The sequence below is a fragment of the Litorilinea aerophila genome (assembly GCF_006569185.2).
GTDB lineage: Bacteria > Chloroflexota > Anaerolineae > Caldilineales > Caldilineaceae > Litorilinea > Litorilinea aerophila.
This window is the reverse complement of sequence record NZ_VIGC02000032.1, coordinates 1-15,894: the sequence shown is the minus strand read 5'-3', so window position 1 is coordinate 15,894 and position 15,894 is coordinate 1. Positions and strand designations below refer to the sequence as shown.

Below are 15,894 nucleotides of genomic sequence, written 5' to 3'. Positions count from 1 at the left end.
GGCTTACTCCGCCAGGCCGCCCACCCGGGCCAGGGATGCCGGCGGGACGAGCGCCCCGTCATCGGCCCATCAACCTCATCAGCCAGGCAAGCGGTCCAGCACTGTCAAAGCGCATCAGCGGCACATTGTTGCCCATGATGCGCTGGGCGATGTTGCGGTAGGCCTGGCTCACCCGCAACTTGGTGTCCAGGACCACCGGCATCCCCCGGTCCGTCGCCAACATGATGCGATGGTCGTCGGGCACCACGCCCAACAGATCCACCGCCAGAATATCCAAAATATCGTCAATATCCCGCAACTCGCCATCCCGGGCCAGGCGGGCGTTATACCGGTTCACCACCAGGCCAGGCGGCTTGTTCCAGTCCCGCTCCAGGAGGTAGATCACCTTGTCGGCGTCCCGCAGGGCGCTGACATCCGACGTGGTGACGATCAAAACCCGGTCGGCCGGGGCGACGGCGCTGTTGAAGCCGTGTTCGATACCGGCCGGTGAGTCCACCAGCACGTAGTCGGCTACCTTGGCCAGGCTCTTGCAGATGGCTACCATCTGGTCCACGCCTACGTCCGACTTGTCCCGGGTTTGGGCTGCCGGCAACAGGTAGAGGGATTCCTGGCGGGGATCCCGCACCAGAGCATCCTGCAGGGAACAGCGACCTTCCACCACATCCACCAGGTCGTAGATGATGCGGCTTTCCAGCCCCATCACCAGATCCAGGTTGCGCAGCCCGATATCGGCATCCACCACCACCACGCGCTGTCCGCACATGGCCAGGGCCGAGGCCACATTGGCCACCGTGGTTGTCTTTCCTACGCCCCCCTTACCAGAGGTCACGGTAATGACCGTTCCGGGCATCTTGAATGCTCGCTCCTGTGAAAGCTCCCTTGCTGATGGGGTACGCCCCCGGGCTCATACCAGGTTCATAGCCCAATGGCCCACCAACGGGACGTCCCCGGTTGGTTGATGGCGGGGGTGCTGGCCTGGGGCTTCAGGCCGTGGGCGGGGAGAAAGCTTTCCATCCGCCGGTACGAATTTCATCCCAGGGCTCGATCAGGATGCGCCCATCCACCACATGGGCCACTTCGGCCCGGGGCGGTGGCGGCCGCTTCCAAAACCAGTTGCTGCCGTTCTCCCCTTTGGACTCCGGCGGAACAGCAATGACATCCCCAATGCGCAGCTGGGTGGGGGTCAGCTCCAGGGCAGCCACAACGGCCGTCTGATCGCCCTCAACGCCGGCATGGGCCACGCCCCGCATGCGCCCCCATACGTAGACATCTCCAGCGCTACTCACCTGGGCCCCGGGGTTGACATCGCCGATGATGAAGATGCTTTCCTGGCGATGGAGCGCCTGGCCGGCCCGGAGACTTCCCTGGTGCACATAAAAATCTGGCTTCGCCGGTGCCGCCTCCTGAACCGGGGCCACGGGGCCGGGATGGGCGGCTTCCTGGGTCGAACTGGTAGAGATGCCCAACTCGGCCGCGTGCTGGAGGGTGCCCTCATCCGACGAGAGGACAACGCCCAGGGCCATCTCATGGGCCTTCAGCAGGCTGATGAAGTAGCGCAGCTCTTCGGAAGTGAGGGAGCGGTGCCCCACATCCAGGATCACCGATGCGCCCCGGAAGAAGCCGGCGGCCGATTTCAGCCGATCGCCCAGGGTGTCCAGCAAATCGGCCCAGACGCCTTCCCCGATCTCCACGAAAATGCCGCCGGCCCGCCCCTTGATCTTGACGGCGCTGGGCGGGGGCGAAGGCAGATGGCCGATGACATCCAGGGCCATTACATCGTCCGAGGATCGCGCCGACTCTTTATCCTCTGCGGGGGTAGTCCCCGCTTCCGGCGCCGCTTCCACGTCGGGCAAATCAGCCGGGCCGATGGTCCGACCATCCTGGGACCGGGTCTCCTCCCCCCCTGGCGCGGCAGGGCTGGCCGGCTGCTCCACGGCCTGTCCTGGGGAATTCGCTGCCTCGGGCGCGTCCGGTGCTGCGCCATGGTTCTCGGTGTCTACCATGGAGTCCTCTGCCGCCACCCCATTGTCGGACGTGATATCCGGTTGTCGTCGATCGTTTTGCCGGGCCGACATAGGTACGCTCCACCTCTATCCATCCCAGGCCGCAGGTGTTATGTGACAGGAAGTAGACGGCGGTTGGCTGGCCCCGCAGCCGGGGGAGAAAGGGCCGGTCAACCGTCATCCATGTCCAGAGGTCATCTGCCCCAACATGGGATACGCCATATCTTACCACACCGGCTCAAATTTAGCGGGGGTGAATCTCATTGAAATAGGCTTCCAGAATCTGGCGGGCCACAGGGACCGCGGCCTCCGAACCTTCGCCGCCATCATAAATGAAGACCACCAGGGCGATCTCCGGCGCTTCATAGGGGGCGTAGGCCACAAACCAGGCGTGGGTGGGCAGGTGCCCCTTGTCGTCCCGGCGGCAGTCGTTCTCCTCGGGGATGTACTCGCAGAACTCGGCCGTCCCCGTTTTGCCAGCCACGGTGATGTCGTTATCCAGCTTGGCGGCGTAGGCCGTACCGCCCGGCGCGTTCACCGCTGCCCACATGCCCTGCTGCACGAATTCTATCGTCCCCGGCGGCACCGGAAGCTGGCGCACCACCTGGGGCGTGAAATCCCGCTGCAGGCCGCCCTTGGCGTCCACAATCTGGTAGACAATCTGAGGGCGGTAGATGGTGCCACCGTTGGCCACAGCAGCCGTGCTCACCAACACCTGCAAGGGCGTGGCCAGGAGGTAGCCCTGGCCGATGGCCATGTTGTAGCTGTCACCGGTGGTCCAACTTTCGGCGTAGAGCTGCCGTTTCCAGCGGTCATTGGGGACGGGAGCACCCACTTCGCCGGGGATGTCGATGCCGGTGGGATCGCCATAGCCGAAGAGCTCGGTCCATTCGGCCAGCCGGCGCTGGCCCAGCCCCACAAACTGGGCCGGCGGATAACCACCGCCCAGGTAGTAAAAGAAGATGTCGTTGGAGAGGGCCATGGCCTGGACCACGTTGAGGGGCCCGTGGACGATGCCCCGGGCATGGTTCCAGCTCACAAATTCCTGGGCCTGGCTGGGGTCGTCTGGGAAGAAGCGGTTGGGCAGGTAGATGGGGCCACTGTCCACAATGGTGGTCTGGGGGGTGATGATCCCTTCGGCCAGCGCGGCGGTGGCCGTGACCAGCTTGAAGGTGGAGCCCGGCGGGTAGAGGCCGCCGATGGCGTAGTTGATCAGGGGCCGATGCTCGTCGTTCTGCAGGGCCAGGTAGTCCTCATTGATCCGCTCGGCGAAGACGTTGTTGTCGTAGGAAGGGAGGCTCACCATGCCCAGGATGGCGCCGTTCATGGGGTTCATGGCGATGGCGACGCCCCAGGGGGTGTTCTTTTCCTCCAGCTTGGCCTGCAGCGTGTCGTACATCACCTGCTGCAGGCGCAGGTCGATGTTCAAGATCAGGTTGGAACCCGGCACCGGCTCCAGCACCTGGCCCACGGTGCGCACCTCCCGGCCCAGGATGTCCACCTCCACATTGCGATACCCCGGGATGCCCCGCAGTTCCTGCTGGTAGGAATACTCCAGGCCGTTGAGGCCGACCTTCTCGTTGGGGTTGGTATACCCCCGGGCCCGGTAATCCTCGGCAGCAGCCGCAGGGATCGGCCCCATGAATCCCAGCACGTGGCTCATGTAGGGACCGTAGACGTAGTCCCGCACGGGCACTTCATGGATGCGCACGCTGGGAATGCGGTAGCTCTCCTCGGCTAGCTCCACCGCACGAATCCGGTCGACCAGGTCCAGGATGGGCACGGGGCGGGAAGCGCTACCCTGGCCACTCAGGGCCACCACCCGCTTCACCAGGGCCACCAGCCCTGGCATGGGCAACGGCTGGGAGATATCCGGCACCAGGACGGGCACCGCCACTTCCTGGGGAGGACCTCCATCCTCTGGGGTCACCAGCTGTACCGGGCCTGGCACGGTGATGTAGTTCAGTTTCACACCGGCTTCGCCCACCGTTTCCGCGAAGTCCGCCCGCCCCAGGCGCAAAAACATCAGCTCGGCGATGCGCAGGGCCACATCTTCGTCGGTATCGGCCCGCAGGAGCTGGAGGATTTTCACAATTTCCAGCCCTTCCTCATCTTCCGGCGTCTCGGGGTCGTCGAAGGGCAGATCCTCGGGCACAACGGCCACCTCGAAGCTGGGGCGGTTGCGGGCCAGGATGGTACCCGTGCGGTCGTAGATCACCCCACGGGGCGCCGGCAACTCCACCAGCTCAAAACGGTTATCGTCGGCCCGCTGCCGGAAGTCCTGCCCCTCCACAATCTGCAGCCGGTAGAGGCGTGCGACCATGATCAAAAAGGCCAGGATCAGGCCCAGCCGGAAGAGGGTCATGGCGAGGGTGGATGTGTCTCGACTGCGTTGCTCAAACATAGCGGTTCATCACAGGGTACCTCAACCAGGCGTGGCCATCGTCGGCGTCCCGGACACAGGCTTCCTACAGGTCCTGGCTTTCGGGAACACGGTTCAGAAAAGGCAACAGCAGCAACATCAGGGTAGCGTTGTACAGCATGGCCGGCGCCACCACATGCTGCAGGGTCGTCCAGAAGGGAAGATAGTAGTTGGCCAGGTTGAAGCTTCGCAACAGGCCCAGGATGGACAGGTAGGCCGTGGCGTAGACCAGGGTGCCGAGCAGGCACGCGCCCAGGGGAACGAACAGGTTGAACCGGGACAGGGTGCGATGCCCCATGCCGGCCACCAGCGCCGCCAACATCAGGGACAGGCTGGAGCTGCCCATGGGGCCGCCGCTGAAGAGATCCAGGATGATGCCGCCGATGAAGGCCCAGGTGATGCCGGGCCGGTGGCCGTAGAGCAGGGTCCCCACCAGGACCACCAGCAGCACCAGGTCAGGCTTGATCCCCCGGATGCTGATGTGGGGAGCGGCGGAGGACTGGAACAGGCCGGCCACCACCAACAGCGGGATCATCAAGTAATACAAGGCACCGCGATTCATGGGCCACTTTCAGGGGACACCGGCACCTCTGACGGGGCCCCCTCAGCAGGCGCAGCCGGGGCCTCCCCGGCAGGCGCGGCCGGCGCCAGGGCCGGCTCCGACAACACATCCTCCAGCGGCTCAAAATTGGTGATCACCATAACCAGCTCCAGGCGGCTGAAATCCACCGTCGGGCGGACCAGCGCCTGCTGGAAGACGTCGATATCTCGCTGGCGGATCTCCACCACCTGGCCCAGGGGGATGCCTTTCGGGAAGCGCCCGCCCAGCCCCGACGTGAGTACCACTTCGCCCACGCTGAAGATGGCACCCTGGGGAATGTAGTCCATCACCAGGTCGCCACCTGGTGACCCCCGAACCACGCCGGGGAGGCGGCTGCTTTGAAGGATGGCGTTCACAGCGCTGCTGGCGTCGGTGATCAGGAGGACTTTGGAGGTGTTTTCGGTCACCTCGCTGATGCGCCCCACCAGGCCCTGGTCGGTGACCACAGGCATCCCCACGGCGATGCCATGGGCCTGCCCCAAATCCAGCATGATGTAGTCCAGGAAATTGCTGCTTTCCTGGCCGATGACCCGGGCCACGATCTGAGCGCCACGCAGCTCCAGGGCTGGCCGAGTCTGGGCGAAGGCCAGGAAGGCGCGGAGGGTCTGGTTTTCCCGCTCCACCTCCCGCAGGCGGAAATTCTCCACCAGCAGCGCGCCGTTGATCTGCTCCAGCTCGGCGTTGCGCTGGCGCAGGGTGCGCAGCTCCACCAGGAAGTCGATGGCATCGGCGATGGATTCTGTCAGGCTGGCAGTGCCCAGCTGCGCGGGAGAGGTGAGCTGGGTCATCCCGCTCTGCAAGGTGGAGATATGGCCGCCCAACTGCAGGGCCATCAACAAAACGGCGGCCAGGCCAAAGATCACCAGCCGGATGGCCACATCGCCCAGGGTCCAGGGCCTTCTGTCGGTGTTACGCATGGTGGCAGTAAAGGCGAATGACGCCTCCCAATCCTAGTACAGTCTGGCGTAAATACCACGGCAGAAATTCGGCGGCATTAGCTCTGGTGGATACGATCGGCGAAGCCGCGGGCCAGAGGCCCGATCGGCGAATTTCTGCCGGGATTTACTAGCGAATCGTGCTCTTGCGCTGCATGCTGGTCAGCGTCTCTTTATAGAACTCTGGCTTTTCCAGGATCATGCCCGTGCCCATCACCACCGCGGTGAGGGGGTTGTCGGCCACGTAGACGTGCATGCGGGTCTCATCCTGCAGGCGCTGGGCCAGGCCATGGAGCAGGGCCCCGCCCCCGGCCAGCACGATGCCATACTCCATGAGATCGGCCACCAGCTCGGGCGGCGTCTCGTCCAGGGTGGCCTTGACTGCGTCCACGATCACCTGCACCGAGCCGGCCAGGGCCTCCCGAATCTCCACCGAGCTGACCTCCACCGCCTCGGGCAGGCCCGTCACCAGGTTCCGCCCCCGCAGGATCATGGTCCGCTCCCGTTCCATGGGGTAGGCCGAGCCGATTTCGATCTTGGTCCGTTCGGCCATGCGCAGGCCGATGAGCAAATTGTACTTCTGCCGGGCGTAGTTGACAATGTCCTCGTTCATCTCGTCGCCGGCCACCCGGATGGAGCGAGAGACCACGATGCCGCCCAGGGAAATCACCGCCACTTCCGTGGTTCCACCGCCGATGTCCACGATCATGGAACCCACCGATTCGGTGACAGGCAGGCCGGCACCAATGGCCGCGGCCATGGGCTCCTCCACCAGGCCGGCTTCCCGGGCGCCGGCGCTGATGGCTGCGTCCCGCACAGCCCGTTTTTCCACTTCGGTGACCCCCGAAGGGATCCCGATCACCACCCGGGGACGGGCAGCGCCAAAGGCCCGGTTGCCGTGGACCTTGCCGATGAAGTGGTGGATCATCTGCTCGGTGACGTCAAAGTCCGAGATCACACCATCCTGTAAGGGCCGGATGGCGACAATGTGGGCCGGGGTGCGGCCCACCATCTCCTTCGCCTCGTTGCCGATGGCCTTGACGGCGTTCCGCCGGCGGGAGGATCGGTCAATGGCGACGATTGAAGGTTCGTTGATGACGATACCGCGGTTTTTGACGTGAACCAGGGTATTGGCAGTACCCAGATCGATGCCGATGTCCAATGAAAAAAGGCCTAACAGCCAATCCAACGGGTTAATCACAGACGTACCATCGCCCCCATTGTCACAAAATCACCCGCACTCAGTCCTTGATGATTGTTGCTTACTTGTGCTGCCTGCTGGCGGAGCGAACACCCGCAGATGCCGCTCCGTCCCTCTGCGTTGAAATTGCAGACCATAGCGCATTATACCACAAGCAAATTTCCGTGAAAAAAGGGCAGCCCGATTTCCCCATACCATTCCAACCCGGCCCCGACAGCGTTTCCTGTGGTATAATGCGGCTGTGAAGACCGAGTTTCAGCAGCGGATGGCCACATGGCCACCAGGGGCGCGCCCGCTGATCGCGGCGCTGATGGACGCCCAAACCCGCTTTCAACTGTTCCCCGCCGCCACCTCCGCGGGGACCACGGTCCTGGTGGGCGTCAGCGGCGGCGGAGACAGCGTCTGCCTGCTCCACGCCCTGCACCAGGTGGCCGACCTCTGGCAACTTCACCTCCACGTCGCCCACCTGGACCACAGCCTGCGCCCGGACTCTGCCGAGGATGCCGCCTTTGTGGCCGGGCTGGCGGACCAGTTGGGACTCCCCTGCCACAGCCGTCGCCTCTCCCCCCAGGAGCTGACCCATCGCCCCGAAGGGCCAGAGGCCGCAGCCCGCCGGCTTCGCTACCGCTTCCTGGGAGAGGTGGCCCGGGCCATTACGCCGCCGGGGCAACCTCCGGTGGTGGCCGTGGCCCACCACCAGGACGACCAGGCCGAAACCCTGCTCATGAACCTCCTCCGGGGCAGCGGCCTGGCCGGGCTGGGCGCCATGGCGTGGGTCGGTCCACTTCCTGACGATTCCCCCACGAATCCATCACGCTCCCCGGTTTACCTGGTTCGGCCCCTGCTGGGCGTGCGTCGGGCGGCCATCCGGGCCTATCTGGAGGCCTTTGGCCTGCCCTGGCGCGAGGATCCAAGCAACCACGACCTCTCCTTCCTGCGCAACCGCATCCGCCACCAGCTGCTGCCGGAGCTGGCCACCATCAACCCCCGGGTGGTGGAAACCCTGGCCCGCACCGCCGACCTCCTGGCCCAGGAAGCCCGGCGGGCCGAACGCTGGGATCGAAAGGCGCTGGACCAGCTGACCCTGGAGCGGACGCCAGCGGAGCGCGTGGTGCTGGATCTGACCGGCCTCCTGGCCCAGGACCCGGCCACCCAGCGGGGGGTGCTGCGCCAGGCCCTGGCCGAGATGCAGGCCGACCTGCGGGCCGTCGGCTTTCACCACATCGACAACATCCTGGCCCGGCTGGAACAGAGCACCCATGCCGGCGGCCCGTACCCCCTGCTCGACCACCTGGTGTGGACCGTGGCCGGCGCTACGGACAGGACGCCGGCACGGCTCAGCCTGCACCGGGACGATGAGCTGCCTTTCGCCCCCCAACACCCCTTCCTGGGGACTGGCTGGCGCCAGACGGTGGGCGAGGCGCCGATCCCCTGCCCGGGCCAGCTCCAGGCGGGCAGGCACTGGCAGCTCCTGTGCCGCTGCTACCCCATCCAGCATCTCCCCCCAGACTGGCGCACCCCCGGGGAGCCCTGGCGGGCCTTCCTGGACGCGGATCGAGTCCACACCCTGGCCCTGACCACGCCCTGGCCTGGGGCCCGTTTTGCCCCCCTGGGCATGGGCGGCCGCCACAAGAGCCTGGGGGACTTCTTCACCGACCGCAAGGTGCCCGCCGCCCTGCGCGCCGGCTGGCCCGTGGTCATCGAGCGGGCAGAGCGCCGGCCGGTGTGGATCTGCGGCCAGGCCATCAGCCACCAGGTGCGCATTACCGACCAAACCCGACAGGTGTTACAACTCCAATGGCAACGACTTCCATGAGACCCAATGTCAAACCCCTCACCCACTGGCTCATCTACAAAGGGTACACAGTCCGCTTCCAGGAGCGCCGCCCAGAACAGGTCACCGGCGTACTGACCACGCCGGAAGGCCAGGTCCCATTTCAGTACGATCCCCAGCGCCGGGTCATCCACCTGCCCGACCAGCGGATTCTCATCAATGCCTACGGCTGGGAAGTGGACGAGGATGATCCGGAGGCCGCCACCCCTTCCGCCGAAGACCACGATGCTGCCGGAGACAAGAACCATGGCCACTGATCGTCCCCTGCCCCAGGTCCGCCTCAAGCCGGGCCGGGAAAAACCGGTGCGCCAGTTTCACCCCTGGATCTTCAGCGGCGCCATCGCCCATATTGCCGGCGAAGCCGTGGATGGCGAACCGGTGGATGTGGTGGACGCCCAGGGAAACTGGCTGGCTCGGGGGTATCTGAACCGCGCCAGCCAGATCCAGGTTCGCCTCCTCACCTGGGATCCCGGGGAAACCATCGATGATCGCTTCTGGCAGCGTCGCCTGGCGGAAGCGGTGCGACAACGGCAACACCCCACCATCCAGGGGCAGACAGACGCCTATCGCCTGGTCAACGGTGAAAGCGATGGCCTGCCAGGGCTGATTGTGGACCGCTACGGGCCGTTCCTGGTGCTCCAGGCCGGCACCCTGGCCATCGACCGGCGCAAAGAGGCCCTGGCACAGATGTTGCTGACGCTGACCGGCTGCCAGGGGGTGCTGGAACGGAGTGAGATGGCCGCCCGGCGGCAGGAGGGGCTGCCCGACGCCACGGGCCTCCTGGCCGGCACCGCCCCCACCGGCCCGGTGGAAGTCCACGAAGGTCCGCTCCGTTTTCTGGTGGATCTCCTGGGCGGCCAGAAGACCGGATTTTACACGGATCAGCGTGAGAACCGACGACGGGTAGCCTTGTACTGCCAGGGGGCGAGGGTGCTGAACGCCTTCAGCTACACGGGAGCCTTCGCCGTTCACGCCCTGGCGGCCGGCGCAACCCACGTGGTCAACATCGACAGCAGCGTGGCTGCCCTGGAACTGGGCGAGGCTAACCTGCGGCTCAACGGCTTCGACCCGGATGCACAGGCAGAGAGCATCGCCGGCGACGTCTTCCAGATCCTGCGGGACTGGCGCGATCAGCCCGGGCGGCCGGCCTTCGACGTGGTCATTCTGGACCCGCCCAAGTTCGTCCAGAGCCGACGCAACCTGGAACGAGGGCTGCGGGGCTACAAGGACATCAACATGCTGGGCATGCAGATGGTCCGGCCCGGCGGGATTCTGGTAACCTTCAGTTGCAGCGGCCTGGTGAGCCTGGATCTCTTCCAGAAAGTGCTCTTTGGCGCCAGCCTGGACGTGGGCCGGGAGGTCCAGATCCTGGAATGGCTGCACCAGGCGCCGGATCACCCGGTCGCCCTCCACTTCCCCGAAGGGGAGTACCTGCAGGGATTTCTCTGCCGGGTTGGGCAGGCCACCATGGCCGCAAGCGGATGACATCATGGGCTCCGTAGCCCAGCGTATGAGAAACCAGGAAGCCATGGATCCAACGCACAGCTCGTTTCTCGCACAGCTCCGGGCCGACCTGCAGGGCCCGCTCCCTGGACGGCCGGCCCAAAACCGGATGGCCCCGCGGCCTCGTCCCGGGGACATTATCCCTGAACAGGCCGGCGCCCACGTTCGCCGGGGCGGGGTACTCCTCCTGCTCTACCCGCGCGAAGGGCAGATCTACCTGCCCCTGATCCTGCGCCAGACCTACGACGGCGTCCACAGTGGGCAAGTGGGGCTGCCCGGCGGCGGCTATGAAGAGGCTGATGGCGATCTCACCCAGACGGCCCTGCGGGAGGCCCACGAGGAGATCGGCGTGCCGCCCGAGGAGGTGGAGGTGCTGGGCCGGCTGAGCCCCCTCTACATCCACGCCAGCAACTTTTTGGTCCAGCCTACGGTCGGCTGGATCGGCTACCGGCCCGCCTTCCACATCGACCCGTACGAAGTGGCCCGGCTGCTGGAAGTCCCCCTGTTGACCTTCCTGGATCCGAGCCGCCTGCGCCAGGAGGAGTGGCAACTGCGGGATCGGGTGGCCCTGGTACCCTTTTTCGATATAGAAGGGCAAACGGTATGGGGAGCCACGGCCATGATCCTGGGGGAATTCCTGGCCCTGCCCGCAGTCCAGGCGCTGAAGCAAGCGGTCAACTGAGCTCCACCCAGGCGGCCATCCTGATTTGGCGGGATGGAAGCAGACATGTTAGGATCCGCCTTCGTGGATACGCAATCAAATCACCCATCTAACACGTTCGGGGCATCGTTGCCCCTGGCAAGCTCGACACCCGATGCGCCCATCCAGCTACGGCTCGGCTGGCGCATCTTCCTCACCCTGGTGCTGTTGAGTCTGCTGGCCCTGCTAGGCCTGTGGCTTTCCCCCGACACGCTGAAGGCTGCGCCGTCCAGCCGGCCCGCCGCCCAGAGCAGCGGTGATCCCCTGGTGCTGGCCTTCTACTACACCTGGTTCGACGAGCAGACCTGGACCTATGACCGCCTGAGCGACCTGCCAGCCCAGCCCTATGCCAGCCGGGATCGGGAAGTCATGGGGCGTCATATCCAGCAGGCACAAGGCGCAGGCATCGACGCCTTCCTGGTGGCCTGGTACGGTCCCCACGGCGACAGCAACCAGACGGAGCCCAACCTGGCTGCCATGCTGGACGAAGCGGCCGCACGAGGCTTTCGGATCGGCATCCTCTTCGAGACAGATTCGCCCTTTCTGGGCAACGTGGGAGCCGTGACCGATGCCCTCCAGCAGGCGCTGAGTCGCCATGCCAGCCACCCGGCGTATCTCCGGGTCGACGGACGGCCGGTCCTCTTTTTCTGGCGACCGACCCTCTACAGCGTCGACACCTGGCAGGCCATCCGCCAGCAGGTGGATCCCGGACACACCAGCATCTGGATCGGCGAAGGGGTGGACACCAGCTACCTGGCCGTCTTTGATGGCCATCACCTCTACAGCAACACCTGGAATCCCCCAGCCGATCTGTACAGTGTCAACCAGAAGTTTGCCGGCCAGGTGGCCGCGGCCCGAGAACGATTTGGGAGCTACAAATTTTGGGTGGCCACAGTGATGCCCGGCTACAACGATGTGCGCATTCGGCCGGGCGTGGGCTTTGTGCAGGATCGGGAGGGCGGCAACTATTTCGCCCGCAGTTGGCAGGCAGCCATGGCCAGCAACCCCAACTGGATCGTCATTAACAGCTTTAACGAGTGGCCCGAAGGCACCTACATCGAGCCCAGCGCAGCCTTCGGCGAGCAGTACCTGGCCCTCGCCGGACAGTGGAGCGGGCAATTCAAGGCAGGCGGTGGCGTCGCCGTGGCTGCGGCCCAGGTGCCGGCCCCACCCCCACCCACCCCCACACCGCTTCCCACGCCGGCTGTGCCTACCGCCTACGTGACTGTCTTCCTGCTCAACCTGCGGGCCGGCCCCGGCACCGACTATCCCATCCTGGACCAGCTGGCCCAGGGAACAGCCCTGCCCATCACCGGGCATCATCCCACCTGGCCAGAGTGGTGGCAGGTGGAATATGGAGGGCAAACGGGCTGGGTTTACGCGCCCATGGTGCAGACGGCCGGCCCCCTGGAACAGGTACCCCTCCTGCCAGTAGAGGCGGTGCCCCAGGCCCCAACGCCGACGGCAACGCCTGAACCGGCGACCGAGGCGCTTCCCTCCCAGCCGTTAGCTCAGACCACATCTCAGACGTCATTCCAGCTAGCATTCCAGATGTCACCGGTACACGCTGCGGACATGGCGCCGGTGAAGCCGGTGCTATCCCACTGATTTCCGGCAATGGACGCCGTCCAGCTACCCCGGCGAGCGGCGCTGGACGCGACAGCCGCCGGTACAGAATGCCCCCGGAGGATCATCTGCAACCGTTCTCTGAAGGCAAAGAGGAGGATTTAAACATGTCGCCACCCCACAGCTCCCAGAGCCTGATGGCCGCGCTCCACCACCGTTCACTGGACGACGCCATCGAGCGGGTCCTGGTGGATGAACAGACTCTGCAGCAGCGGGTGTGTGAGCTGGGCCAGCGCATCAGCGACGCCTACCGGGGCCAGGATCTGCTGCTGGTCTCCGTGCTGAAGGGGAGCATCGTCTTCATGGCCGACCTGATTCGGGCCATTGACATCCCCCACGAAATTGACTTCATGGCCACCAGCAGCTACGGCGCCGGGACCCAGAGCAGCGGCGTGGTGCGCATTTTGAAAGACCTGAACCACCCCATCGAAGGCCGCAACATCCTCATCGTGGAAGACATCATCGACAGCGGCAACACCCTGGACTACCTGGTGCGCATCCTGCGGGAACGACGCCCCGCGAGCCTGCGCATCGTCACCCTGTTGGACAAGCCAGACCGCCGGGAAGTCGATATCCACGTGGACTGGATCGGCTTTTCCATCCCCAACGACTTTGTGGTCGGCTATGGGTTAGACTACAACGAGGTATTTCGCAATCTGCCCTACATCGGCATCCTGAAGCCGGACATTTACCGCTCGTAAGCCGGCAAGGGGAGCCGCTCCGGAGGGAAGCCGTGAAGGACGAGGTACAATCTGGCATTCGCCATACCTGGCCGTGGTATGGTCTGCTCCAGGCATTGGTCCTGGCCCTGGCCCTGTGGATGGGCCTGACCGGAGCCTTTCGGTGGCGCCCAGAAAGCGCCGCAGCCCAGGGGAACGCGGGCACCTACACCGTGGTGGCCGGGGATACCCTGGCCGGCATCGCCGAGCGCTTCGGCGTTTCCCTGGAATCCCTCATCCAGCTCAACGGCATTCAAAACCCGGACCTGATTCAGGTGGGGCAGGTGCTCCTGATTCCTGGAGGCGGCGAGGGGACCGCCGCCGTGGACCTGGCGGTGGTCTATGCCCGGCCGGGCGAAAGTCTGCGAGCCGTGGCCCTGCGCTATGGACAGGATGCGGCTGTGCTCGCGACCTTGAATGGCCAGGAGGAGCACACTTCCCTCTTCCCCGGCCAGCCAGTTCTGGTCCCTCGGGAGACGTTGCCACCTTCGCCCCTGCGCTTCGGCGCCGTGGCCACAATGTCCCTGCCCGACGCGCTGGTCCAGGGGCGCACCGGCCGGCTGTGGGTGACCACCCGGCGCCCCCTCAGCCTGACCGCCACCTGGAACGGCTTGCCGGTGGTCTTCACCCCCACCGACGCCGATCCCTTGCGGCAGTTTGCTCTGTTGCCCGTGCCGGCCCTGCTGGCCCCTCAACCCTACCCCCTCATCATCACCTACCAGGCCCGCAACGGCTTCCCCCTGAGCCGGACATGGCAGATCCCGGTGGTGGCAGGCGACTATGAGACCCAGGACATCGTCCTGCCGCCCGATCGGGGAGAGCTGCTGGAGCCGACCCTGGTTCAGGCAGAGCTGGAGAAGGTCACGGCGGTCTGGTCCCAGGTCAGTCCGACCCTCCTGTGGCGGGATGTCTTCAGCCGGCCTGTCTCCCTGGAGTATGTGACCAGCAGCCCCTTCGGCACCCGCCGCAGCTACAACAGCGGGCCAGTGGCCAGCTATCACGCGGGCCAGGACTTCGCCGCGCCCGAGGGGGTGCCGGTGGTGGCCCCAGGGGATGGGGTGGTGGCCCTGGCCGAACCCCTGGATGTGCGGGGAAATGCCGTTCTGCTAGATCACGGGCGGGGCATTTTCACCGGATACTGGCACCTGAGCCAGATCGACGTGACCCCTGGCCAGATGGTGCGGCAGGGAGATCTGCTGGGGCTGGTGGGCAATTCCGGCCTGAGCACCGGTGCCCACCTCCACTGGGAACTCCGCATCTACGGCGTGGCCGTCGATCCCATGCAGTTTGTGGAGGAGCCCCTGGCCGGGCTGTCCCCTTGAAGACGATTGGAGATGTGGCAGAGATGTGAATGAGGGCGAAAAACAAAAGGCCCCGGATGCTGGATCCAGGGCCCGGGAAAGGCGTTGTCCATGGCCTGCCACGGCAGGGGACACGGCAGGTCGAGAGGATTACTCTTCGTCTTCCTCGCCTTCCTCTTCCTGCTTGCCCCTGGCGACCACCTCGGGCTCGGCAGCCTCTTCCTCCTCGGCTTCCTCTTCTTCCTCAACCCGGGTGGCAATCATGGTGAAGACCACCTCTTCCGGATCGTTGAGGTACTCCACGCCAGGCAGCCGGGGCAGGTCGGCCACGGTGATGGGCTCTTCCGGGGTGAGGCCGGTCACGTCCACCTCAATGGATGCGGGGATGTCCGCCGGGAGGGCTTCCACCTCAACCGAGTCCAGGGCCTGGAGCATCATCAGGCCGGTGACCAGGCTTTCCGGACGCCCCACAGCCACCACAGGCACTTCCACCTGCTGCTTCTCGGCCATGTTCACGGCGTAGAAATCCGCGTGGAGGTACTGGTGGTTGACCGGATGCCGCTGCACATCCCGAATCAGGATGTTCAGGGACTCGCCACCCTCCACCTGCACCTGCACCAGCTGAGAGGTGCCACCGTGGTGCAACACCCGCTCCAGACTTCGGGCCTGGACCTGCAAGTTCATGGGCTTCTGCTGTTTGCCGTAGACCACCACGGGCACCAACCCCCGGTTGCGCAGTTGCCGTACCTTACGCCCGGTCACGGTGCGAGGTTGGGCATCTAACTTTAAATCGGACATGGAATGGCTCCTCTAAACAACGTTTCTTCTAAAAATTCCTGAAATGGGCCTCTGCCAACGGCCAACTGCTGCCGACCACCAACGGTCATGCATTTCGTCGCTTAAAAATCAGGGCGAATAGCCTGGCCAACAGGCTTTTGCCGGAAAGGAGGGCAACACCCAGGCCTGCACCCGCGGCAAAAGCTGTCCACGGAGTCAGGAAAGTGGAGATCCGTCCCTCCACCCGGCCGGCCGCCAGGAAGACCGTGCGC

General features: G+C 65.2%; 14 protein-coding genes. 7 read left to right on the top strand and 7 right to left on the bottom strand.

Annotated elements, in window-relative coordinates:
* Positions 1-58: 58 nt before the first annotated feature.
* From minD to FKZ61_RS19590, 6 genes are all read right to left on the bottom strand, one after another.
* A complete protein-coding gene (minD, locus tag FKZ61_RS19615) occupies positions 59-850 on the bottom strand; it encodes a septum site-determining protein MinD (protein WP_141611841.1) in 792 nt (263 codons plus the stop codon).
* A gap of 133 nt (positions 851-983) precedes the next feature.
* Positions 984-2,075 carry a septum site-determining protein MinC gene (minC, locus tag FKZ61_RS19610; RefSeq protein ID WP_141611840.1) on the bottom strand — a complete coding sequence of 364 codons (1,092 nt, stop codon included), beginning with the start codon at positions 2,073-2,075 and terminating at the stop codon, positions 984-986.
* A 172-nt stretch (positions 2,076-2,247) separates the two neighbouring features.
* Positions 2,248-4,407, bottom strand: coding sequence for a penicillin-binding protein 2 (mrdA, locus tag FKZ61_RS19605; protein WP_141611839.1), 2,160 nt, complete (start codon positions 4,405-4,407; stop codon positions 2,248-2,250).
* 64 nt (positions 4,408-4,471) lie between these two features.
* The gene (gene mreD / locus FKZ61_RS19600) at positions 4,472-4,987 is read right to left on the bottom strand and encodes a rod shape-determining protein MreD (protein WP_141611838.1); all 516 of its coding nucleotides are present in this window, start codon (positions 4,985-4,987) and stop codon (positions 4,472-4,474) included.
* Positions 4,984-5,943 (bottom strand): rod shape-determining protein MreC, encoded by a 960-nt coding sequence (gene mreC, locus FKZ61_RS19595; protein ID WP_141611837.1) that lies wholly within the window; start codon positions 5,941-5,943, stop codon positions 4,984-4,986. The genes mreD and mreC overlap by 4 nt, the downstream gene beginning before the upstream one ends.
* Positions 5,944-6,091: 148 nt before the next feature.
* Positions 6,092-7,162: a rod shape-determining protein gene (locus tag FKZ61_RS19590; RefSeq protein WP_326838576.1), complete on the bottom strand. Its 1,071-nt coding sequence runs from the start codon at positions 7,160-7,162 to the stop codon at positions 6,092-6,094.
* A gap of 265 nt (positions 7,163-7,427) precedes the next feature.
* On the opposite strand from FKZ61_RS19590, the gene tilS reads away from it, so the two are divergent.
* The 7 genes from tilS (at position 7,428) to FKZ61_RS19555 (ending at position 14,866) form a co-directional block, all read left to right on the top strand.
* Positions 7,428-8,978, top strand: a complete 1,551-nt coding sequence (gene tilS / locus FKZ61_RS19585; RefSeq protein WP_141611836.1) for a tRNA lysidine(34) synthetase TilS — start codon at positions 7,428-7,430, stop codon at positions 8,976-8,978.
* Positions 8,975-9,253: a hypothetical protein gene (locus FKZ61_RS19580; protein ID WP_141611835.1), complete on the top strand. Its 279-nt coding sequence runs from the start codon at positions 8,975-8,977 to the stop codon at positions 9,251-9,253. The genes tilS and FKZ61_RS19580 overlap by 4 nt, the downstream gene beginning before the upstream one ends.
* A complete protein-coding gene (locus FKZ61_RS19575) occupies positions 9,243-10,481 on the top strand; it encodes a class I SAM-dependent rRNA methyltransferase (RefSeq protein ID WP_141611834.1) in 1,239 nt (412 codons plus the stop codon). The genes FKZ61_RS19580 and FKZ61_RS19575 overlap by 11 nt, the downstream gene beginning before the upstream one ends.
* Before the next feature lie 43 nt (positions 10,482-10,524).
* Positions 10,525-11,181, top strand: coding sequence for an NUDIX hydrolase (locus FKZ61_RS19570; RefSeq protein ID WP_141611833.1), 657 nt, complete (start codon positions 10,525-10,527; stop codon positions 11,179-11,181).
* A 108-nt stretch (positions 11,182-11,289) separates the two neighbouring features.
* Positions 11,290-12,807: an endo-1,3-alpha-glucanase family glycosylhydrolase gene (locus tag FKZ61_RS19565; protein ID WP_170200050.1), complete on the top strand. Its 1,518-nt coding sequence runs from the start codon at positions 11,290-11,292 to the stop codon at positions 12,805-12,807.
* Between the two features lie 179 nt (positions 12,808-12,986).
* Complete coding sequence (gene hpt / locus FKZ61_RS19560) at positions 12,987-13,526, top strand: hypoxanthine phosphoribosyltransferase (protein WP_141611880.1); 540 nt, start codon at positions 12,987-12,989, stop codon at positions 13,524-13,526.
* A gap of 32 nt (positions 13,527-13,558) precedes the next feature.
* Complete coding sequence (locus FKZ61_RS19555; protein WP_141611831.1) at positions 13,559-14,866, top strand: peptidoglycan DD-metalloendopeptidase family protein; 1,308 nt, start codon at positions 13,559-13,561, stop codon at positions 14,864-14,866.
* A gap of 129 nt (positions 14,867-14,995) precedes the next feature.
* On the opposite strand, the gene FKZ61_RS19550 is transcribed toward FKZ61_RS19555, so the two are convergent.
* The gene (locus FKZ61_RS19550) at positions 14,996-15,643 is read right to left on the bottom strand and encodes a 50S ribosomal protein L25 (RefSeq protein ID WP_141611830.1); all 648 of its coding nucleotides are present in this window, start codon (positions 15,641-15,643) and stop codon (positions 14,996-14,998) included.
* Between the last annotated feature and the right edge of the window lie 251 nt (positions 15,644-15,894).

Coding starts and splice junctions, on each gene's coding strand:
- minD (WP_141611841.1), bottom strand. CDS start 850: ATGCCCGGAACGGTCATTACCGTGACCTCTGGTAAGGGGGGCGTAGGA.
- minC (WP_141611840.1), bottom strand. CDS start 2,075: ATGTCGGCCCGGCAAAACGATCGACGACAACCGGATATCACGTCCGAC.
- mrdA (WP_141611839.1), bottom strand. CDS start 4,407: ATGTTTGAGCAACGCAGTCGAGACACATCCACCCTCGCCATGACCCTC.
- mreD (WP_141611838.1), bottom strand. CDS start 4,987: ATGAATCGCGGTGCCTTGTATTACTTGATGATCCCGCTGTTGGTGGTG.
- mreC (WP_141611837.1), bottom strand. CDS start 5,943: ATGCGTAACACCGACAGAAGGCCCTGGACCCTGGGCGATGTGGCCATC.
- tilS (WP_141611836.1), top strand. CDS start 7,428: ATGGCCACATGGCCACCAGGGGCGCGCCCGCTGATCGCGGCGCTGATG.
- FKZ61_RS19580 (WP_141611835.1), top strand. CDS start 8,975: ATGAGACCCAATGTCAAACCCCTCACCCACTGGCTCATCTACAAAGGG.
- FKZ61_RS19575 (WP_141611834.1), top strand. CDS start 9,243: ATGGCCACTGATCGTCCCCTGCCCCAGGTCCGCCTCAAGCCGGGCCGG.
- FKZ61_RS19570 (WP_141611833.1), top strand. CDS start 10,525: ATGGATCCAACGCACAGCTCGTTTCTCGCACAGCTCCGGGCCGACCTG.
- FKZ61_RS19550 (WP_141611830.1), bottom strand. CDS start 15,643: ATGTCCGATTTAAAGTTAGATGCCCAACCTCGCACCGTGACCGGGCGT.